Annotated in this window: 17 protein-coding genes and 1 other annotated feature (1 of these 18 only partly in view); of the genes, 8 read left to right on the top strand and 9 right to left on the bottom strand. The window is 36.2% G+C overall.

Translation table 11 applies throughout. The features are described from left to right. Positions 1-68, top strand: a binding site (T-box leader) (it extends 309 nt beyond the left edge of the window). A gap of 62 nt (positions 69-130) precedes the next feature. The 8 genes from M4L39_RS01580 (at position 131) to M4L39_RS01550 (ending at position 10,793) form a co-directional block, all read left to right on the top strand. Further along, positions 131-1,234 (top strand): PLP-dependent transferase, encoded by a 1,104-nt coding sequence (locus M4L39_RS01580; RefSeq protein WP_277580418.1) that lies wholly within the window; start codon positions 131-133, stop codon positions 1,232-1,234. Further along, positions 1,231-2,406: a cystathionine beta-lyase MetC gene (gene metC / locus M4L39_RS01575; RefSeq protein ID WP_277580417.1), complete on the top strand. Its 1,176-nt coding sequence runs from the start codon at positions 1,231-1,233 to the stop codon at positions 2,404-2,406. The genes M4L39_RS01580 and metC overlap by 4 nt, the downstream gene beginning before the upstream one ends. Further along, positions 2,360-4,201 (top strand): bifunctional homocysteine S-methyltransferase/methylenetetrahydrofolate reductase, encoded by a 1,842-nt coding sequence (locus M4L39_RS01570; protein ID WP_277580416.1) that lies wholly within the window; start codon positions 2,360-2,362, stop codon positions 4,199-4,201. The genes metC and M4L39_RS01570 overlap by 47 nt, the downstream gene beginning before the upstream one ends. Then, complete coding sequence (gene metE / locus M4L39_RS01565; RefSeq protein ID WP_277580562.1) at positions 4,195-6,441, top strand: 5-methyltetrahydropteroyltriglutamate--homocysteine S-methyltransferase; 2,247 nt, start codon at positions 4,195-4,197, stop codon at positions 6,439-6,441. Before M4L39_RS01570 ends, metE begins: the two co-directional genes overlap by 7 nt. Positions 6,442-6,465: 24 nt before the next feature. Then, the gene (locus M4L39_RS01560; protein ID WP_277580415.1) at positions 6,466-7,206 is read left to right on the top strand and encodes a cyclase family protein; all 741 of its coding nucleotides are present in this window, start codon (positions 6,466-6,468) and stop codon (positions 7,204-7,206) included. Positions 7,207-7,673: 467 nt separating this feature from the next. Continuing rightward, entirely contained in the window at positions 7,674-7,769 is a 96-nt protein-coding gene (locus M4L39_RS14560; protein WP_346816742.1) for a hypothetical protein, read from the top strand. Positions 7,770-7,870: 101 nt separating this feature from the next. After that, complete coding sequence (locus tag M4L39_RS01555; RefSeq protein WP_277580414.1) at positions 7,871-9,562, top strand: diflavin oxidoreductase; 1,692 nt, start codon at positions 7,871-7,873, stop codon at positions 9,560-9,562. A gap of 160 nt (positions 9,563-9,722) precedes the next feature. Then, positions 9,723-10,793, top strand: a complete 1,071-nt coding sequence (locus tag M4L39_RS01550) for a hypothetical protein (protein WP_277580413.1) — start codon at positions 9,723-9,725, stop codon at positions 10,791-10,793. A gap of 65 nt (positions 10,794-10,858) precedes the next feature. Here M4L39_RS01550 and M4L39_RS01545 read toward each other — a convergent pair whose 3' ends face one another. From M4L39_RS01545 to M4L39_RS01505, 9 genes are all read right to left on the bottom strand, one after another. Next, positions 10,859-12,043, bottom strand: a complete 1,185-nt coding sequence (locus M4L39_RS01545) for a thiolase family protein (RefSeq protein WP_277580412.1) — start codon at positions 12,041-12,043, stop codon at positions 10,859-10,861. 32 nt (positions 12,044-12,075) lie between these two features. Continuing rightward, positions 12,076-14,334, bottom strand: coding sequence for a 3-hydroxyacyl-CoA dehydrogenase/enoyl-CoA hydratase family protein (locus M4L39_RS01540; protein ID WP_277580411.1), 2,259 nt, complete (start codon positions 14,332-14,334; stop codon positions 12,076-12,078). Positions 14,335-14,386: 52 nt separating this feature from the next. Then, positions 14,387-15,595: an acyl-CoA dehydrogenase family protein gene (locus tag M4L39_RS01535; RefSeq protein WP_431197604.1), complete on the bottom strand. Its 1,209-nt coding sequence runs from the start codon at positions 15,593-15,595 to the stop codon at positions 14,387-14,389. A 93-nt stretch (positions 15,596-15,688) separates the two neighbouring features. Further along, entirely contained in the window at positions 15,689-17,215 is a 1,527-nt protein-coding gene (locus M4L39_RS01530; RefSeq protein ID WP_277580410.1) for a class I adenylate-forming enzyme family protein, read from the bottom strand. Between the two features lie 18 nt (positions 17,216-17,233). Then, the gene (locus M4L39_RS01525; RefSeq protein ID WP_277580409.1) at positions 17,234-18,808 is read right to left on the bottom strand and encodes a malonate decarboxylase subunit alpha; all 1,575 of its coding nucleotides are present in this window, start codon (positions 18,806-18,808) and stop codon (positions 17,234-17,236) included. A gap of 343 nt (positions 18,809-19,151) precedes the next feature. Continuing rightward, a complete protein-coding gene (locus M4L39_RS01520; RefSeq protein WP_277580408.1) occupies positions 19,152-19,583 on the bottom strand; it encodes a universal stress protein in 432 nt (143 codons plus the stop codon). Positions 19,584-19,843: 260 nt separating this feature from the next. After that, positions 19,844-21,343, bottom strand: a complete 1,500-nt coding sequence (locus tag M4L39_RS01515) for a tripartite tricarboxylate transporter permease (RefSeq protein WP_277580407.1) — start codon at positions 21,341-21,343, stop codon at positions 19,844-19,846. Between the two features lie 14 nt (positions 21,344-21,357). Next, positions 21,358-21,801 (bottom strand): tripartite tricarboxylate transporter TctB family protein, encoded by a 444-nt coding sequence (locus M4L39_RS01510; protein WP_277580406.1) that lies wholly within the window; start codon positions 21,799-21,801, stop codon positions 21,358-21,360. 13 nt (positions 21,802-21,814) lie between these two features. Then, positions 21,815-22,795 (bottom strand): tripartite tricarboxylate transporter substrate binding protein, encoded by a 981-nt coding sequence (locus M4L39_RS01505; RefSeq protein WP_277580405.1) that lies wholly within the window; start codon positions 22,793-22,795, stop codon positions 21,815-21,817. Between the last annotated feature and the right edge of the window lie 288 nt (positions 22,796-23,083).

Here is a 23,083-nt window from a genome sequence, read left to right as displayed (position 1 = left end):
GATAAGGTTACTTTAGTGATAGAGTAACAAACAAAGGTGGTACCGCGAGCTAAGCTTTCGTCCTTTACATCCGATTATTCGGGTTTAAAGGACGGAAGCTTTTTTTATTTTTAAAAGGAGGTTATCTATTATGAAAAATACTGAACTAGCACAAATTGCTTTGTCACAAGATCATACAGGCGCAGTTGCAAACCCAATCTATTTATCAACAGCATACCAACACCCTCACCTAGGAGAATCGACTGGTTACGACTATACAAGAACGAAAAATCCAACTCGTTCAGCATTCGAAGAAGCCTTTGCCAAGCTAGAACGTGGCACCGCTTCATTTGCAACTTCAAGTGGTATGTCAGCAATTCAACTTATTTGTAACTTATTCAAGACTGGTGACGAAATATTGGTATCTTTCGATTTATATGGTGGCACATTTAGACTCTTTGATTTTTACGAGCAACAGTACGGTATTCATTTCAAATATGTAGACTTCCTTAATTATGAAGAAGTGGAACAAAGTATTACTGAAAATACAAGAGCACTATTTATAGAACCTATATCTAATCCACAAATGATAGAAGTTGATATCGATCCTTACTATATTTTAAGTAACAAATTCAATTTATTAACAATTATTGATAATACATTTTTAACACCTTATCTTTCAACACCACTCGAAGATGGTGCAGACATTGTCTTACATTCTGCTACAAAATATATAGGCGGCCATAACGATGTACTTGCTGGTGTTGTCACAGTGAATGACGATACGCTAGCAGAACATTTAGCCCAGTTACACAATATGATTGGTGCTACACTATCACCTTTCGATAGTTATTTACTACAACGTGGCTTAAAAACACTACACATCAGAATGGATCGTTCAGAATATAATGCCAAATTACTCGCAGAACGATGTAGTAACTTAGACGCAGTTGATAAAGTTCTTTATAGCGGACGTACTGGCATGTTGAGTTTACGTTTAAACAAAGCCTATAAAGCTGATAAATTCTTAGAACATTTAGAAGTTTGTTTGTTCGCCGAAAGCCTCGGCGGTACTGAAACATTTATAACTTTTCCATATACACAAACCCATGTCGATATGCCAGATGAGGAAAAAGACAAACGTGGCATTGACGCACATTTACTTAGACTATCTATCGGAATTGAAAATTATGAAGATATTGAGAAAGATATCGTACAAGCATTACAAAAATCTAACCAAGGAGTGATTTCATGAGTTTATCAAAAGAGACAGAAGTAATATTCGATGCACATAGAGGTACAGATTATGATTCGGCGAACCCTCCTTTATATGATTCTTCTACGTTTCATCAAAAAGTGTTAGGTGGCAATGCAAAATACGACTACGCACGAAGTGGTAATCCTAACAGAGCATTATTAGAAGAAAAACTAGCCAAGCTTGAAGGTGGCAGTCACGCATTTGCTTATGCTTCAGGTATCGCCGCAATTTCAGCAGTATTACTTACTTTAAATGCTGGAGATCACGTTATCCTACCTGACGATGTATATGGTGGCACTTTCAGGCTAACCGAACAGATATTAACGCGCTTTAACATTCAATTTTCAACAGTAGATACGACAAACCTAAATGAAATAGAAGACGCAATACAAGACAATACGAAATTGATTTACGTGGAAACACCATCTAATCCATTATTCAAAATTACAGATATTAAAGGTGCAGCTAACATCGCCAAGCAGCATCAACTCTTGCTCGCAGTGGACAACACATTTATGACACCACTTGGTCAATCGCCATTAGCGCTTGGTGCAGATATCGTTGTTCATAGTGCAACGAAGTTCTTAAGCGGTCATAGCGATATTATTGCCGGCGTAGCAATTACTAACAATAAAAGCGTAGCAGATGCGCTGTATTTATTACAAAATGGCACAGGAACAGCATTATCCGCCCACGATAGCTGGACTTTAGCCAAACATTTAAAAACATTACCTGTGAGATTTAATCAATCCGTAGAAAATGCTCAGCAACTTTATGAATTCTTAGCTCAGCGCGATGAAATTGCTGAAGTATATTACCCAGGAAATGATGCATTACATTTATCCCAAGCACGTCATGGTGGTGCAGTACTGGGCTTTAGATTAAAAGACGAAACAAAAGCACAAGCATTTGTAGACGCATTATCATTACCACTCGTATCTGTGAGTTTAGGTGGCGTAGAAACAATCCTTTCACACCCAGCTACAATGTCACATGCAGCAGTTCCTAAAGAAGTACGCGAAGAACGTAACATTACATTTGGATTATTTAGATTAAGTGTTGGTTTAGAATCTGCAGATGAATTAATTTTAGATTTAAATTACGCAATTAAGGAGGCTTTCAATGAGTCAACTCATCGACAAACTGAAGAACAACATATTAGTAGCTGACGGCGCTATCGGCACCATTCTTTACTCAGAAGGCCTAGACACTTGTCCAGAGGCTTACAACCTGACACACCCAGAGAAAGTAGCACACATTCATCGTTCTTATATTGAAGCTGGCGCAGATATTATACAAACCAATACGTATGGCGCAAATTTTGAAAAGTTAAAAGACTTTGGCTTAGAACATAAAGTGAAAGAAATTCATCAATCTGCAGTAAATATCGCAAAAGAAGTTGCAAAAGATGACACATTCATATTAGGTACTGTAGGTGGCTTTAGAGGTGTTAAACAAGAAGACTTAGGTTTATCTGCCATTCAATATCATACAGAAATTCAAGTGGATACATTAGTAGAATCTGGCGTAGATGGGCTGCTCTTTGAAACTTATTACGACTTAGAAGAACTTACAAATATTATAAAAGCGACGAAACGTAAACACGATATACCGATTATTGCGCAACTCACTGCTTTAAATACAAATTATTTAAGAGATGGTACAGAAATTAATACTGCATTACAACAAGTTGCGGCAAGTGGTGCAGATATTGTGGGATTAAATTGTCATCATGGCCCCCATCATATGCAACAGTCATTCTCACATATTGAATTACCCGAAGGCGCATACTTATCATGCTACCCTAACGCAAGTTTGCTTGATATAGAAAATAGCCAATTCAAATACAGCGATAACGCCGAGTATTTTGGCAATGTAGCACAAAAACTTATCAACGAAGGCGTTCGTGTCATTGGCGGTTGTTGTGGTACAACGCCAGAGCATATTCAATTCATTAAATCATCCATAGCTGATTTGAAACCTGTAGCACAAAAAAATGTAATACCGATCACAAAATATACGAGTACTTCATCTAAATCAAAACAATCTCAGAATCTAACATCAAAAGTAAAACAACGTCCGACGATTATAGTTGAATTAGATACACCGAAACACTTAGACACAGACACATTTTTCAGAAATATCAAAAAACTTGATGACGCCAATATCGATGCGGTCACATTAGCAGACAATTCTTTAGCAACCGTAAGAATTAGCAATGTCGCTGCAGCAAGTATTATTAAACAACAATACGACATCGAACCATTAGTACACATCACTTGTCGCGACCGTAATCTTATCGGATTACAATCTCATTTACTAGGGTTATCACTACTAGACATCAATGAAATATTAACCATTACAGGTGATCCCTCTAAAATCGGTAACTTACCCGGCGCGACGAACGTATATGATGTAAATTCCAAAGGTTTAACCGAAATTGCGTTACGTTTCAATCAAGGTATCAACACAGATGGTGATGCGCTGAAGACGAAGACAAACTTTAACATCGCAGGTGCCTTTGATCCAAATGTAAGAAAGTTAGACGGTGCAGTAAAACGCTTAGAAAAAAAATTAGAAAGCGGTATGCACTACTTTATTACACAACCGGTTTATAGCACTGAAAAAATAAAAGAAGTCTATGAAGCAACGAAACATTTAGATGTCCCCTTCTTTATCGGTATTATGCCAGTAACAAGTTATAATAACGCAATATTTTTACACAACGAAGTACCTGGTATTAAATTATCGGAAGATGTTTTAGAACAATTTGAAGCCGTTAAAGATGATAAAGAAAAAACAAAGGAACTTAGCCTTAAATTATCCAAAGAACTTATCGACACAGTACATGAATACTTTAATGGCTTGTATTTAATTACACCATTCCAAAAAGCAGATTACACATTAGAACTTGCAGCTTATTCAAAATCAATTACTTCAACTAAACAGGAGGCAATATTATGACTATTAAAACATCAAACTTAGGTTTTCCAAGATTAGGTAGAAAAAGAGAGTGGAAGAAAGCAATCGAAGGTTACTGGTCTAAAAAATTAGATTTGGATACATTACATCAGCAATTAACAGATTTGCATAAAGAAAATTTATTACTGCAAAAAAATTACAATCTATCAAGTATTCCTGTCGGTGATTTTTCACTTTATGACCATATCCTTGATACATCTTTACTCTTTAATATTATTCCTGAACGTTTCCAAGGTAGAAATATAGATGATGATTTATTATTCGATATTGCTAGAGGTAATAAAGAACATGTTGCAAGTGCCTTAATCAAATGGTTCAACACAAACTATCACTATATCGTTCCAGAATGGGATCATGCTGAACCGAAACTTAATCACAATGTCTTATTAGAACGCTTTAACTACGCAAAATCTTTAAATGTAAACGCACATCCTGTCATTGTAGGTCCAATTACATTTGTTAAATTATCTAAAGGCGGCGACCAATCTTTTGAAGAAAAAGTGAACACACTGTTACCTTTATATAAAGAAGTTCTACAATCATTAAAAGATGCTGGGGCGGAATATATTCAAATCGACGAACCTGCATTAGTGACAGATGACAGCGCAGATTATGAAAGTATTACACGAGCAGCATATGAGTATTTTGCTGATGCTGGTTTAGAAAATCATATCGTGATTCAAACGTATTTCGAACGCGTTAACCTACAATTTTTAAACAGCCTACCTGTTAAGGGTCTTGGCCTAGATTTCGTTCATGATCATAACTTTAACCTTGAACAAATTAAAGCTGGTGATTTTGATAAAAACAAAACACTTTATGCAGGCATTATCGATGGCCGTAACGTTTGGGCTGCCGACATCGCAGCTAAAAAAGAACTCATCGACACGTTACAAGATTATACAAATGAGCTTGTTATTCAACCATCAGCGTCATTATTGCACGTTCCTGTATCATTAGACGACGAAACACTTGAAGAATCAATAGCAGAAGGTTTAAGTTTCGCTACTGAAAAATTAGACGAGTTAGATGCTTTGAGACGCTTATTTAATGACAATGATGCTGAAAAATATAATGAATTGAAAGCACGTTATGAACGTTTCCAAAATCAATCATTTAAAAACCTAGAGTACGATTTTGATAGCGTACGTACTTCAAGACAATCTGCTTTTAAAGTGCGTAAACAAGCACAAGATAAACGTCTTAATTTACCAGATTTGCCAACGACAACTATTGGTTCATTCCCACAATCTCAAGAAGTACGTAAATACCGTGCTGATTGGAAAAACAACCGCATCTCAGATGAAGATTACCAATCATTCTTAAAAAATGAGATTGCACGTTGGATTAAAATTCAAGAAGATATTGGTTTAGACATCTTAGTCCATGGTGAATTTGAACGTAATGACATGGTCGAATTCTTTGGTGAAAAGCTACAAGGTTTCTTAGTTACTAAATTCGGCTGGGTACAATCATACGGTTCACGTGCGGTGAAACCACCTATCATTTATGGCGACGTGAAATGGGCTAAACCACTTACAGTGAAAGAGACGCTTTATGCACAAAGTTTAACAGACAAGCCTGTAAAAGGTATGCTCACTGGACCTGTAACAATTCTAAACTGGTCATTTGAACGTGTAGACTTACCACGCGAAGAAGTACAAGATCAAATTGCACTCGCTATTAATGAAGAAGTGTTAGCACTTGAAAATGAAGGCATCCAAATTATTCAAGTAGACGAACCTGCTTTAAGAGAAGGTTTACCGCTTCGCTCAAAATATCACGAAGATTACTTAAATAAATCTGTGCATTCGTTTAAACTTGCAACATCTTCCGTGGCTGATGAAACGCAAATTCATACGCATATGTGCTATTCGCAATTCGGACAAATCATACATGCAATCTACGATTTAGATGCAGACGTGATTTCTATTGAAACATCTCGTAGCCACGGTGACTTAATTAAAGACTTCGAAGATATTACTTACGATTTAGGTATTGGTTTAGGGGTATATGATATTCATAGTCCACGTATCCCGACTGAATCAGAAGTTACAGAAGCGATCAATCGTGCTTTACAAGAAATTGACCGTTCGCTATTCTGGGTCAATCCAGATTGTGGCTTGAAGACACGTAAAGAAGATGAAGTAAAAGAAGCATTAAGTGTCTTAGTAAATGCTGTTGATAAGTTACGTAAACCAACAAACACAGCAACAGTATAACGATTAAAAATGGTGGTGATACACATGAGTTATCCCTTATGGAATCAATTAGAACATTTGAAATCATCAAAGTGGGTCGATTTGACCCACACATTTGATGAAACCATTCCATGTTTTAGTGAATTTGAACGCGCTAAAGTTTCTACACTATTTAACGTAGCAGACGATGGCTTTTATGTTCAAAATTGGAATATTGTAAGCCAGTATGGCACACATATTGATGCGCCTATTCATTTTGTAGAAAACACACGTTATTTACATGAATTAGATTTAAAAGAACTTGCCCTACCACTTGTTGTTTTAGATTTTTCACAAGAAGTAACAGATAATGCAGATTTTATCTTAACTCGCGCACATGTAGAACAATGGGAAGCAAGTCATGGCAAGATAGAACCTGGTACGTTTGTCGCCTTACGCAGTGATTGGTCTCAACGTTGGCCAGACACCGAACAATTCGAGAATAGAGACAGCAATGGTAACCTTCATTTACCCGGTTGGGGCCTAGATGCTTTAAAACACTTGCTCGAAGAACGACAAGTGAAAGCCATTGGTCACGAAACATTTGATACAGATGCTTCGATAGATGTAGTCAAGAATGGCGATATCGTTGGTGAACGTTACGTCCTAGGAGAAGATACATTCCAAGTTGAATTGTTGACGAACTTAGATCAACTACCCACGCGAGGCGCTATTATTTACACGATTAGTCCTAAACCTAAAGACGCACCAGGATTTCCTGTACGCGCATTCGCTATTACACCGTAATGGTCAAACCTTTAAAATTTAATGAGATATACACGAATATCTCCAAACTCAAAAAAACCTAGCTATTATAATATAAAAGATATTAAGAAATTGAGCCCTTCTAATATCTCAACATCTCCTTTTAAAATATATAAATTATACCCCCAAATCATTTCTTACCCAAAATGATTTGGGGGTATTTATGTAAGTACTTTTAATGTTAATCTTTGTTTTACTTAACTTAACAGGAGCGTTGCATATGAAGGTGAGAGTTAAATACAACAATGAATTATCCGAAGATGAAGTTATCATACAATCTAACGAAAACACAGAAAACTTACCAGATATCGTGTAATACATCAAACAATAATCCAACCGAAAAACATTTACAGGCAAACATAATGATGAAATTCACTTTATAAAACAACGAGATATTATATATTTTAGGATGGTTTACACTCCATATCTCGGTCATTATCGTATATACAATGATTTATTTTATTATTTGGTTTATTGAAAGTAGATGGGCACAAAGAGACGTTAATGAAATAAACAAAATCATTTCAGAGAATCAAAAACACTAATCCTATTTCAATTAATTAATAAAGTAAACCAATGATGTTATGATTCAAGTACATGATGTTTACACAAACCTCATACAATAAAAGAAGACGAGGTGAATGATTTGCAACTAAATGAAACCAATACCCCTTTCAATAAAGAACAAGATAATAGAACATCAGCTGAACCATTAGAAGTGAATATTTTATTTGGCACGGAAACAGGGAATGCTGAAGAAGTCGCCGATCAATTTGAAGCGAAATTAAAGGAACATCATTTAAACGTTCATTTATGGGAGATGGATGAATTCCCGCAAGATGAACTTACAAATGTAGGTTACCTTTTTATCATATGCTCTACACAAGGCGTGGGTGAACCTCCAATTAGTGCGATAGATTTCCATGAATTTATGCACAGTGATCAAGCACCACAATTAGACGGGTTAAACTTCTCAGTGCTCGCACTTGGAGATCAAAATTATCCGGATTTTTGTCAGGCAGGTAAAGATTTTGATGAAATCTTTGGTAAACTTGGTGGTCATAGATTAGCTGAGAGAGTAGATTGTGATTTTGATTTTGAAGAAACTTCAGAACAATGGATTGCAGATATGTTAGAGCTATTGACGCACATTTCCCCGAACATCGATTCAAATGATGTGATAGATGATGCGGTTACAATAGAAGAACCACATGGGTCTTATTCCAAAACAGACCCATTTCAAGCTGAAGTGATAAAAAATAATGTGTTAACTGAAGCAGAGGCGTCACGTGAAGTGAGACATCTTGAATTATCACTTGACGGTTATGACGAATCATATGAACCTGGAGATAGTTTAATAGTGATCCCTGAAAATGACCCTGCCCTAGTTGAACACTTTATCGATACTTTAGGCTGGGATGCTGAAACGCTGATCCATGTTGATAAAGATGAACAACAATTAACATTAAGAGATGCGTTGACACATTACTTTGAAATTTCAAAAATAACACCTGCGTTAATGAAAAGTGCCGCTGAATTATTCAGCAATCCAATGTTGAACGGTAATGTTCAAAAAAGCGATTGGATTCAAGATTATATTTATGGTCGAGATGTCATCGATTTAATTAAAGATTTTTCACCCGTAGCACTTCAACCCAAAATGCTACCGCAATTATTAAGAAAGTTACCGCCAAGAGAATATTCAATCGCAAGTAGTAATAACGTTAACCCCAATAGTGTACACATCACCGTACGTGTCGTGAAATATGAAGCGCATCGTCGCGAACGTTTAGGTGTCTGTTCCGTTCAACTTGCTGAACGTACACAACCTGGTGATTATATACCTGTTTATCTTAAAAAGAATCCAAACTTCAAATTCCCTTATGAAGAAACAACGCCTGTCATCATGATTGGCGCGGGCACAGGTATTGCACCTTACAGAGCCTATCTGCAAGAACGTGCACACCTAGATCTTAAAGGCGCACAATGGCTTATTTTTGGCAACCAAAATTATGATACAGACTTCCTTTATCAGAGTGATTTAGAGGGCTGGCTTAGTGACGGCGTACTCAGTAAATTAGATTTAGCTTTTTCAAGAGATACTGAAACTAAAATTTATGTCCAACATCGTATTGAAGATAATAGTGCTGAATTTTATAAATGGATGACAGAAGGCGCTACGATTTATCTATGTGGAAATAAAGATGAGATGGCTTCAGGTGTCCATCAAGCATTAGTGAATGTACTGATTAAACATGGTAATTACAGCCAAGAAGCTGCAGAAGACTATTTAAGAGACTTAATTAAAAATCAGCGCTACCAACGTGATGTTTATTAGTATGTGTTTACTATAGCTATGAACAAAACAACATTAATTCATTTTCCGTTGTCTTTCTAATAGCATAATTATCTAAGGTATTTGTAACTCAACTTTTTTGTTAACCAGGTCTGATACGATACTATAAATCATAAACTTACCCAAAGGTAGCGTGATAAATATGACTCAATTCGCAATCACTTATGACAATGCATTATTACTTATTAAAAATGATGCACAGGGCCTTCATACAACATTTAAATTAGAAGGTACTAACCCGATTACGATAGCTCAAGACCCTTTGAACAGTAATATATTATATTGTGGCACGTTTGATCGTGGCTTATGGAAAAGTACCGATAAAGGTGATACATGGGCTCCTATAGGCACAAGGTTCACTTACAATAGCCCATTTAAGAAAGATGATATCCATATGACATCTATTACAGCATTGACAGTGGTTGATACTGGTAAATCTTCTGGCACAGTAATTGTTGGCACGGAACCAAGTGCGCTTTTCATCTCCTATAACGAGGGGCAAACATTTGAACTCCTTACAGATTTTGATCATATACAGGATAAAGATCAATGGTTTTTCCCACCTAGACCATATACACATCATGTAAAATGGTTTGATACAAATGTTAAATCTCCTGGAACAATCAATCTGACTATCGAAGCCGGTGGATTTATTCAATCTAGCGATTACGGTCAGCATTGGGAGAGCCCTCGCACTGATAATGTTCTACCTATAGATATTCATGTGCTTAAGAGCCATCCTGATTACCCAAATCAATTGTACGGCGTTTTAGGAGATGCTTTTTTAGAAGGTGGTAGAGATACATTTATTGAAAGTGATGATTATGGTCAAACATGGACTACATTCATTGATGGTATAAAGTATAGATACGGCTATGGATTAGCGGTTAATTCTAACAATTCCCATAATATTGTCATTGCTACATCGAATTCGCCCATTAACGCACATAATTATGATGATGACACGTTTTCAACGATTTACTATGTTGATAAAGAACATGAAAGTGCTTGGACAGAAGCTGATGAAGGTTTACCTGCGCCAGAAGGCGCCTTAATTTCAGCCGTTACCGAAAAGGATGGTATATTTTATATTGCTAATAATAAAGGTGTTTTCTATTCTGAAAATGGTGGGAAAAACTGGGCGTCATTAGCAATCGAATGGCCCGAACCACTTACAGATCAACATGCACATCAATTTATCAATTTGAATTAAATTCATATCAAAACCCCTTAAGCATTTTCTTACGCTTAAGGGGTTTTTTATTACATTTTTAACTTTTATCTTACATATTCAAAGATGCCAGCAGCACCCATACCGACGCCGATACACATCGTGACCATGCCATATTTTGTATCTGGCTGTTTCTTCATTTCAGAAAGCAATCTGCCTACTAACATCGCGCCTGTTGCTCCAAGCGGATGTCCTAGCGAAATTGCACCACCATTAACATTGGTTTTCTCAATATCTAAACCTGTTTCTCTAATGGAGGCTAATGTTTGAGATGCAAATGCTTCATTTAACTCAACTAAATCAATGTCTTTGACGTCCAAGTTTGCTAATTTCAATGCTTCTGGAATCGCATAAGCAGGACCAATACCCATTAATTTAGGGTCTACACCCACCGCTTTAAAACCAATGAAGCGTGCGATTGGTTTTACGCCTAATTCTTTTACTTTTTCACCAGACATGACTACAACAAACCCTGAACCATCTGTTAAGGGGGCCGAGGAGCCTGCGGTCACTGTACCGTCAGCCTTAAACACTGTAGGTAATTTAGCTAAAGTTTCTTTATTTGTATCTGGTCTGATTAATTCATCGTCTTTAAATACTTCTTTCGACACAACTGGACCATTTTGATCATAAGTGACTTTATTCACTTCAATCGGTATAATTTCGTCATCAAATTTACCTTCTTGTTGTGCTCTTGTGGCACGTTGATGACTCTGTACTGCATACGCATCTTGGTCTTCTCTAGATACATTGTAAGTTTCTGCTACCATCTCTGCAGTAAGCCCCATTGGATAAGAAACACCTGAATCTTCATCTTGTAAAATTGGGTTGTTGGTTGGTTCATTACCCCCCATCGGTACTGCACTCATTAATTCAATACCGCCAGCTACAAGGATGTCCGCTTGATTCGCGTTAATCTGATTTGCCGCATGCGCAATTGTTTGAAGACCTGATGAACAGTAACGATTGACCGTTTGTCCTGGCACTTCATTTGGCATGCCTGCAAGTAATGCAATCGTTCTTGCAATATTCTGTCCTTGCAAGCCTTCTGGAAATGAATTGCCGACGATAACGTCTTCTACCATGCTAGGATTAAATGAACCTCCAACTCTTTCTAATACACCTTTTAATACTTTCGCTGCCACTTCATCTGGTCTTTCGTGAGCCATTGCCCCATTCTTTGCCTTACCAGCTGCTGAACGTCCATAAGCTACAATATATGCATCTCGCATTTAAGTTCACCCTTTCTTTTTACTCTCAATTATTAATTGCGTAGTGGTTTTCCTTTTTCTAACATGTGTGAAATTCTGTCATACGTTTTTTTATTTTGTAAGAGCTCTAAAAATCTTTCTTTTTCAAGTGTTTGTAAATATCTTTGATTCACGTATGTGTTACGAGGAATGTCACCGCCTGCTAATACTTCTGCCACTTTTAACGTAATTTCATAATCGTAGTCACTGATAAAGTTACCCATACGTTGTGCATCTAACTGACCCTCAGCTAATGCCTTAAAGTCTTTGCCTAAAGCAATGTATTGTGATTTTGGTGTAGGTACATAATTTGTTTCTGATTCGTAACGCGCTCTATTTAATGCAACTTCAACACGTCTTTCAGTATTCAATATCACAGTATCTGTCTCTCTCAGATAACCATATTTCACTGCTTCATATGCATTTGTTGAAACTTTTGCGAAACCAACTTGCATTAATATTTTAGTAATTGAATCTTGTTTATCATTATTTTTATGATTTGTACGCAATACTCTATCTGTTAATTCTGCGAGTCCACCACCAGCTGGCAGTAAGCCTACGCCTGTCTCGACAAGACCAATATAAGATTCACTTGCAGCTACCACAATCGGTGAATAAAGCACAAGTTCACAACCACCACCTAACGCTCTGCCTTGAACTGCAGTAACAACTGGTTTCAGCGCGTGTTTCAGTCTAGTGAAAATATAATGTAGTTTTTCGACCATGGCACCTACTTCAGAGACCACTTGGTTTTCTTCATGTGCTTTTTTCATTTGATACAAATTCGCGCCGACACTAAAGTTGTTTCCACCTGCATAAATGACCATGCTACTATAGTCTTCATCTTCCAATTTGTTAATAGATTCTAATAAATCATCAAGGAATCCGCCAGTAATTACATTATTTTTACTTTGTAATTTTAATAGCAATTGGTCTTTATTCGCTACTGATAAGTTTGAATCTGCTCTTTCCCAAATTTCTTGGTCAATATACTCTGCTACTGGTGTAACACGTTCAATAGATTCGCCTTCACTGTAAAATGGTTCATTGCGTTGCTCTATCCAATCTGGAAGTAGGCCTAATTCTTCTTTCATGCGTGACTTCACGCGTTCGAATCCCATTAAGTCCCACAATTGGAATGGGCCTTGTTTCCAGTTAAAACCCCATACTAAGGCGCGATCAATATCTTTAAAATCTGTTGCCGCTTTAGGCACGTTAATTGCGGAATAATAGAAATTATTTCTCAATGTTTCCCATAAAAATACGCCCGCATCATCTTGTGCATTAAAAATAACGTCTAAGTTCGAAGCCAAGTCTTTACTAAATTTACCTAAAATCTCTAATTGTGGTGGTTGCGGTGGCACATAGTCATTTTGTTCTGAATCAAAGACAAAACGTTTTTTATCTACTTTTTTATAAAATCCTTGTTTCGTTTTATTACCTAACGCGCCTTTTGCCGCTAATTTTTCCGAAAGTTTTACATCATGGAAAAATGGTTGTTCATCTGGCACGCTTTGCATGCCTTTAATTACAGTCATAGCAATATCAAGACCAACTAAATCTGATAAACCATACGTTCCCATTTTTGGTCGTCCAATACTACGGCCAGTTAAAGCGTCCACTTCTGTAATAGAAAAGTCTTGGTTCTCTGCTCTGTACATAATGTCATTCATCGTTTGCGTACCGACACGGTTAGCCACAAACCCTGGGACATCATTTGCAACAATGACACCTTTACCTAATACATCTTCCGCAAATGCTTGCACGCGTTCCACTACCGCTTCAGACGTTTTTTCATTTGGGATAACTTCGACTAACTTCATAATGCGTGGTGGATTAAAGAAATGCATTCCGAAAAATCGTGATTTCTCTTTTTCTTCAAATACATCTGCAATCGACTCTATTGGAATACCTGATGTGTTCGTCGCAAATATAGCGTCATCCTTTGCTACTTTTTTCACTTTATCCCAAACTTGATGCTTAATATCCACTTCTTCTTTTACTGCTTCAATATAAATGTCAGCGTCATCTTGCTCAACCAAATCTTCATTAAAGTTGCCATAAGATAAATTTGAGGCAAAGGCTAAATCAAATAGTTGCGGACGCTTTGGGTTGGTTATGATTTCATAAGCTTTTTTGGAAATTTTATTAGGTTCATTCTCATCAATCACAATGTCTAATAATTTTACTTTTAAACCTGCGTTGACAAGGAGCGCAGCGATTTGACTACCCATCGTGCCTGCACCTAACACAGTTGCTTTTCTTATCGTCATACTAAAACCTCCAAATTGTTTTTTCTATATCTTCAATCATTCATGCTCTATATTAAATAAATGCTGAGTCTCCCGTGAGCGCTCTTCCAATTACGAGTGCATTGATTTCATGTGTGCCTTCATATGTGTAGATTGCTTCGGCATCTGCAAAGAATCTTGCAATATCGTACTCTCCTGCTAAAATACCGTTTCCACCATGCACACCACGACCCATTGCTACTGTTTCTCTTAATCTCAAGGCGTTCATCATCTTAGCTGTTGAAGTTGCGACTTCATCATATTCACCTTTTGCTTGCATACGTGCAAGTTGTGCACATGTCGCCATTGCTTGAGCTAGATTGCCTTGCATCATGGCTAATTTCTCTTGAATTAATTGGAACTTACTAATTTCTTTTCCAAACTGTTTACGTTGCGTTACATAGTCTGTCGTAGCTTTTAATGCGCCTGCCATAGCGCCTGTGGCCATGTACGCCACGCCTGCACGAGTAGAATATAATACTTTCGCAATATCTTTAAAGCTATTAATATTTTGCAGCCTTTGTTCTTCTTTGACGACCACATTTTTCAAACGAATTTTGGCATTAGGAACGATACGAAGTGCAATTTTATTTTCAATAAGTTCAATTTCTACGCCTTCTTGACTAGGCTCGACAATAAAGCCTTTAGGTTTACCAGTATCTACATCTACTGCGTATACTGGCATAACGTCGGCGACATTTGCACCGCCGATCCATTTTTTCTCACCATTAATAATCCATTCATCACCTTCACGTTTTGCAGTAGTTTCTAATCCACCTGCTACGTCAGAGCCATGTTCCGGCTCTGTTAATGCAAAGCATGTACGTAATTCATGTGATTGTAATTTTGGTAAATAATAAGCTTGTTGTTCTTTACTGCCGCCAAACCAAAACGAATTATGACCTAAACCTTGATGTACACCTAGTAAAGTTGCTAAAGATACATCAAATTTAGCGATTGTGTATGACATAAAGAATTGGAATAATTGGCTAGGCGTTTTTTCCCCTTCACGACCTTCAAATAGTAACGGGTTTTGAAAGTAGTTTAGTTTGCCCAATTCTTCAAAATAGTCTTCTGGTTCAGTGGCATTTAACCAGTGCTCATTAACTGAATCTCTATATTTTTCTTCTAACATATCATTAAGTTGTTTTAATAATTTAACTTCTCCTTCAGTTAAATCTTTCGCAATACTTAAAATGTCTTCTGGATATAATGCTTTGATTACTTCTTCTTTTGTTGGCATAATTAAAACCTCCACTTTAATGTTGGCGCTTACAAAGTTTGTCAAAAAATTTTATAGTTATTATTTTAAAATATTTATAAAAGCATAAGTTATTTAAGCTAATTCATCATCTTGTTGACGCGCTTTGTCAGCTTTGGTATTCATCTTCTTCTGTAACTCTAACTTATCTGGTTTTGAAGTTGAGTTCAGCGGGATATTTGTTAATTTTAAATACATTCTCGGAATCTTATATCCAGCTATGTGTTCTCTCATGTGTGCGTCTAATTTTTGTTCAAAGTCTGGATCATCTTCTGTCAGTACCACTGCTGCTGAGACAGATTCTCCATATTTTGGACTTTCATAGCTCACTACCACACCTTGTGCTACTAATGGGTGTGTTGCTAAGACCGCTTCTACTTCTGAAGGCAGCACATTTTCACCGCCAGTGATAATCATTTCTTTACGTCGATCAACGATATAAATATCGCCATCTTCATCTATTTTTGCTAAATCTCCTGTTAAAAAATATCCATCATTGAAGTTTTTCGCTGTTTCTTCAGGTTTCTTCCAATAACCTGGTGTGACATTATTACCTTTTACAGCTAATTCACCAATTTCTCCAGTTTGTACATCTTCAAATTGATCATTTAAAATACGATAGTCCACGAACATGACGGGTTGTCCAATACTACCAGGCTTTCCAGCGCCATTTTCTGGCGTGTTAACCATTGTGAGTGGTGCTTCCGTTAAACCGTAACCATTAACGATAGATAAACCCATGCTGTTAAATTTCTTTTGCACAGCAGGTAATGGCGCTGAGCCACCTTGAAGTAAGAATTCAATGTTATCGAAGTTTTTAAGGTCAAAATTTTCAGCAACTAACATCGCATAGTACATCGTAGGTATCTGTATTAAATAATTGGGTTTGTAATGAGCCATGAGATCATTCAATGCTTCACCATTGAAGTAACGTTGTATAATCAGCGTGCCACCCGCCATTAACAATGGTAACGTCAAATCATTAAAACCTAATACATGAAACATTGGTGTCGAAACGATTGTCTTGTACGTAGAATTTATTTTATAAGTGAGCGCCGTGTTTATTGGATTACTGACGAAAGTTTCATACGTAAACATAACGCCTTTAGGTAGTCCTGTTGTACCACTTGTGTACATTAACGCTGCTAAATCATCTTTTTCTACATGCACCGTTTTGAATGGACGGTGATTATTTGGATCGACCATATCATCATATTGTTTTGAATCGACATCCATGTACAACAGCTCATCTGCAATACCTTCTAAACTTGATAAATGCTTTTGTGAATAAAAAATCAATTTTACATCAGAATCTGAAACCACACTTTCAATTTCCTGTGTTTTTAAGCGCCAATTCATCGGTAAATATACTGCACCAAGTTTAAATGTAGCGAATAATAAATCTAGAATGGCTACATCATTTGGCGAGAAAATGCCAACGACATCCCCGCGTTCTATGCCTTGATCTTGTAAATGATTTGCTAAATTTTCTGCACGTTTATTTAAATCTTGATATGTCCATTCAGTACCTTTAAACGGATCGATAATTGCTGGCTTTGCCTCATCAAATACTGCTCTCGTTTTAATCCAGTCGTAATTCATATTTTTCTCCCCCTTAATTTAAATACGATCTTCCGACTTAATTACCTGAGACAGACCTCCCCATGTTTTTTGATAAATATCACTCTGTGTTATGTTAATCTCGTCAGAAATGATTGGTTGAAACTCCATATTTGCTAAAATATCTCGTTCTAAATCTAAACCAGGTGTAATTTCAATTAATTTAATACCTTTGTCCGTCAGTTCAAATACTGCGCGTTCGGTAACAAAATAAACTTCCTGCGCTAATTTTTGTGCATTTTCAACATTAAAATCTATGTTGCCAACTTGTTTTACAAATTTAGGTGCTTTCCCTTGTGTTTCCACTTGAACTTCACCATTCGCAAAATTTAGTTGACCCCCAACAACCATTGAAGCTGAAAAAACAATCCTTTTAACTGATTGGCTAATATCGATAAAACCGCCACAACCATTCATTTTGTCTCCAAACTTAGACACATTAACGTTGCCATATTGGTCAACTTCAGCAAAGCTTAGGAATGCAACATCTATGCCATCGTTATAGATAAAATCCCATGTTAACTCGTGTCTCAAGCGTGCACTTAGATTGTAGTTCATACCAAAGTAATTACCACTACTAATCAAGCCACCAAAAACACCTGTATCTATATTCGTTTGAACTAAATGATTGGCCTGCTCCTCTTCTAAAACATTCGACAATTCATTATTAATGCCAAAACCAATACTGATTACGTCTCCTTCAAGTAAATATTGAGCTGCACGTCTCAAAATCACTTTACGGGTACCTAATGCTATATATGGCTCTCGCATCTCAGTAATCTGGTAATGTCCTGAAAGTGCTGGGTCATATTGTGTTTGGACAACCTGTCTGTGATATTTCGGATTACTATTAACTACAACATAATCTACAAGTTTACCCGGAATAAATACGTCACTCGGATTGAAACGCCCACTTTGGATTACTGCTTTCACTTGCACAATAACTTTCCCTTTATGCTTATGTGTAGCCGCTGCAACGCTGTAACCCTCTCCAAGATGTGCTTCATGGGTCATATAAATATTACCTTCTGTATCGGCGTATGTACCTCGTAACAATGCGACATCAATTTCTGGAAAATCATAATTTAAATATGTTTCTCCCTTGATTTCAATTAAAGATACTAAATCCTCTGTCGTACGTGTATTGACTTTGCCACCAGAATATCTAGGATCGACATTTGTATTAAGCCCAATCTTAGTAATTGTTCCTGGTGAAGCATATGTTTTACTACGATAATGCGTTGTAATAACACCTTGAGGCACGTAATAGGCTTCAATATCATTATTACGCATTGCATTGATTGTCTTAGGTGAGCCAGTAATAATACTTGTGATTAATCGTTTGATCATACCCCTTGATACAAAAGAATCTAAATCATAACTGTCACCACGATAATCACTAATATCATTTGCTAACATAAAAGTGAAGGCTTTAGGTGTTTGGTACTCATCATGTTGATCGACTAACGTTTTGAGAATCTCAGCTGGTAAGTTAGCCGTTGATAATGCTGCTAGGGCTATCACATCACCTTCATTAATGATGTCTTTCAAATCTGAAAACGGAATAATTTTCATACTTGCGACTCCTATCCTTATTTAATCCGGCTATTTTATCTATCATTTTCCCCTTGAGAAACCTCTCCTTTGAAATAAATGTAAGCCCTTACATGTAATATACCATCATTCTTGAAAATTATGCAAAAATTTATTATTTTACATAGCAAATTAATAAATAAATTTGCTAAAGGTGCGCTTAGATTAGAGAATTTTAAAAAACCCTTCAAAACCCCTACTTTTTCAGCATGTACTTTGAAGGGGGCATATATCTTTATAAAATTATAGTGGTTTTTAGGTCAGTATATATTAAAAACATTCAGGTATGATGTTTATTTTAATAGGCTTGTCCTACTTTTTATCCTTATTTCACAATCAATACTGGGACAGAACTCCTTTTAGCAATCTTATGTGTAACATCTCCTAAAACATGCTTAATATTCAAGCTCACTCTATGGTTACTCATAATTACTAAATCGAAGTCACCTTTATTACTATCTCCAGAAGTGATTTTTTCTAAGATTGTATCTTTAACAGGTCCAAAATCTATCTCTACTTTATATTGAATCTGTTTTTCATCTAATTCGTGTAAAAACGGAGCAAGATTACTTTCTTTTTCTCTAATAATATCACTCTTATGTTCAATATAATTTTCTAAATTAGTTGCAAAATTAGCTTCTTCAACAACATGATAAACTGTAACAATTGAATCTGTATCAACCATTTTTGCTAAATGGTCAGGAATAGCACTAAAATCATTTTCGAAATCATAAGGTAATAATATATTTTCAAACATATACACTAACCTCCTAGTGGTAAGTATTTAGACGACTATTACTTATATAATACCCCCAAATATATATTCTAAATTAGCAATAACAAACAATCCCAATTAGATTAGAGAGAAAAATTCAAAAATAGCCGAGGCCAAAAGAATGAAAATAAAAAAAACTAGGCTGCTAATCTCCTATAACATTCAGGAGATTAGCAGCCTAGTTTTTGTTGAGTTTCTAATTTAATGGTTCCCTGTCTGGTAAAACGAACAGTTTCTTTATGTTATTTTTTCAGTCTCATTCTTTTAAATCCTTTTATAATCAGCGGATAAAACAACGCTAAAATAGTCATCAATGTTAACACGAGACTAATTGGGGATCCCCAAAATATATCTCCTACATTGTTATTACTAACTATTAAGCTTTTACGGAAATTTTGTTCCATATCTGAACCTATAATCGCTGCTAAAATCAAAGGTGCAAGCGGAAAGTCTAATAATTTCATAACTAATCCAATAATACCGAAAATAATTAAAATATAGAAGTCAGTTATACTATAACCTAATGTATATGTACCTATAAACGCTAGCACCAAAATAAGTGGATATAAAACTTTGGGTGGTGTGCGTAATATCTTTAGTAGCAAGCCTATTAAAGCAATATTTAAAATAACCAAGAATATGTTACCGATAAACATACTATTTACGAGTGTCCATATTATTTCAGGCTCATTTGCAAATAATAATGGTCCTGGTTGTAAGCCTAACATAACGACCGCACCTAAAATTACAGCCGTTGTCCCTGACCCTGGTACACCCATCGTTAATAACGGTATTAAAGCGCCTACTGAAGCAGCGTTATTAGAAGATTCTGGTGCAGCTACGCCCTCTATTTGACCTTTCCCAAAATTCTTACCATTTTTAGATATTTGTTTTTCGGTTGAATAGCTTAGCATTGCCGCAATAGAGCCGCCTGCTCCTGGTAAAACACCAATTAGGAATCCAATGGGACTTTGTCGAAACATAGCACCTCTTGTTTTTTTCCAATCTTCTTTTGATAATTTCATTGACCCTACATCAGCTTTAGGTGGTTTCAATGCGTGTAAATATAAATAATTATATAATACTTCTGCTACAGCATATACCCCAATGATAACGACTAAGAAGTTGATACCTTCACTTAAATGAGGAATATCAAAAGTGAAACGATAAATACTTGTTTGTAAATCAACACCTACCGTACTAATAATTAAACCTATACTCGTGGCAATAAACCCTTTAACCATCTGCCCAGATGATAAAGTTACAATAGCTGAAAGTGTAAATAAGAATAGTAAAAAATATTCTTGTGGACCAAATTTTAAAGCGAAATCAGACAGCGGCTTGGCTAAAATGATAAAACCAAACACTGCAGTAATACCTCCGATTAATGAAGCGATAGCTGAGATCGTTAGCGCTTTACCCGCCTCTCCTTTTTTGGTCATTGGGTAACCATCAAATGTAGCTGCAATGGCTGAGCCATCACCTGGCGTATTTAATAAAATCGAACTTCTCGAGCCACCGTACATGGCACCATAATAAATTGAAACCATTAAAATCAATGCGCTTACTGGTTCCATACCAAATGTCACAGGTATGAGTACTGCAACCGCAGTCGCAGGTCCTAATCCAGGTAACATACCTACCACTGTACCTAGAAAACCACCGATAAGTACCCATAAAAGGTTCATCGGATGAAACGCAGTTGATAATCCTTCTAAAAAACTACCTGCATCAATCCCCATTTAAATCACCCTCCTTAAGGTAAACTGACATTCAATAATTGTGCGAATGTGTACCATGCAATGCCAGAAAAAATCACCGTAACTAAAATATTTTGTAACCATCTTTTATATCCGTTAATTAAGAACATAATGGCACCTAAAAATATAATTGTTGAAATTAAAAAACCGAGACGTTCGAATATTAAAGCATATATTATTGTAAGCACAATGGTTAATACAATACGTATAAACGTTTTTCTCTCTAATAATTGAGAAAATGCCGTAAATGTTTCGTGACGTTTTTTAAATTCTTGAAAGAAATAAACAATGCTCATTATCAGAAGCAATAAACCAACTAACATTGGAAAATACATTGGACTATTTGGATTGCCAATATTTGATTTAGGTATATTTAAAGTCAACACTAAATAAATAACACCAAATAATATTAATAATACTGGAAAGACAAGTCGCGACATTCATACTCCCCCTTTATTTCATTCCTGAATCTTTGACTAATTCTTTATATTTTTTACGTTGATCTTTTAAAAATTTCTCGCTTTCTTGACTGTCTTTGTAGTAGTTTTCCCAATCATTATTCTTTCTTATTTTTTGCCATCTATCCGATTTCACTACATCTTTCATAGTTTCATCCCAATAGGCAATTTGTTCTGGCGTCATATCTTTCGGCCCCATCACACCACGCCAATGTGGAAAGACGACATCAATGCCTTGTTCTTTCCATGTAGGCACCTCTTCAATACCTTCAACTGGTTTATCAGAAGTCACTGCCAACATTTTTAACTTTCCAGTCTGGTGTTGTTCTTTTACTTCAGAGACAGAAGTAGAGGCAACATCTACATGTCCACCTAATAAAGCGGTTTGTAGATCTCCTCCACTTTTATATACAAGGAAATCTATTTTATCTACATCAACGCCATACGCCTTAGCTGCCTGTACAAAAGCTAAGTGATCATTGTTGCCTAAACCTGGTGCAACACCTATAGTTAAGGATTCTGGATCATCTTTTAATTTTTCCATTACTCCCTTACCAGAATCTAAGTTCGATTGATTAGATGCAGTTAAACTAATCCACTCAGTTGCTAAAATTGCAATAGGTGTAAAGTCATCGGCACCTAAATCACTTAATCCTAATTCATTGTTAGATAATAATAAACTTGAGTTGATAGAAATCGTATTGGGTGAACGTGATTTTAAATATTGCCACCCTATTTCTCCACCGCCTCCAGGTTTATTAATCACATTGACGTTTTGTTTGGTCAAGTCTTCATCGATCATGATTTTTTGTATCGCACGCGCTGTAGTATCCCAGCCGCCTCCTGGAGAAGCTGGTGCAACAATTTCAACCGTTTCATCAGGAAATTGCTTGTTTGATGCACTTGATTTATTGTCATTGCCACAACTTGCTAATACAATTGAAAAAATAATGATTAAAATAACCCATCTTTTCATCGGAATCCCCCTTTTTGAAAGCGTTTACAAAAATTCGCATTATACTCTAATTAAAAATGTTAAACGGAGCATAATCACTCATTAAATCCAGCAATTTTTTGACTGAAAATTCTGATTTTTTATAACGGTCAAATGTCAGCTATGTATGCTACTATAATCAGATTATTTAATGACATTCTTGCATCCACATTATTTCATATTGCGTTGAAACATCCAGAGCAATCAAGGGCAACTGGTTCCTATAGAATTCATTATGCACGCTTGTCGCTAATGGATATTTATTTGCAA

The organism is Staphylococcus equorum (assembly GCF_029531845.1).
GTDB lineage: Bacteria > Bacillota > Bacilli > Staphylococcales > Staphylococcaceae > Staphylococcus > Staphylococcus equorum_C.
The sequence above is the reverse complement of the archived record's forward strand: the minus strand, read 5'-3'. Positions and strand labels throughout refer to the sequence as shown.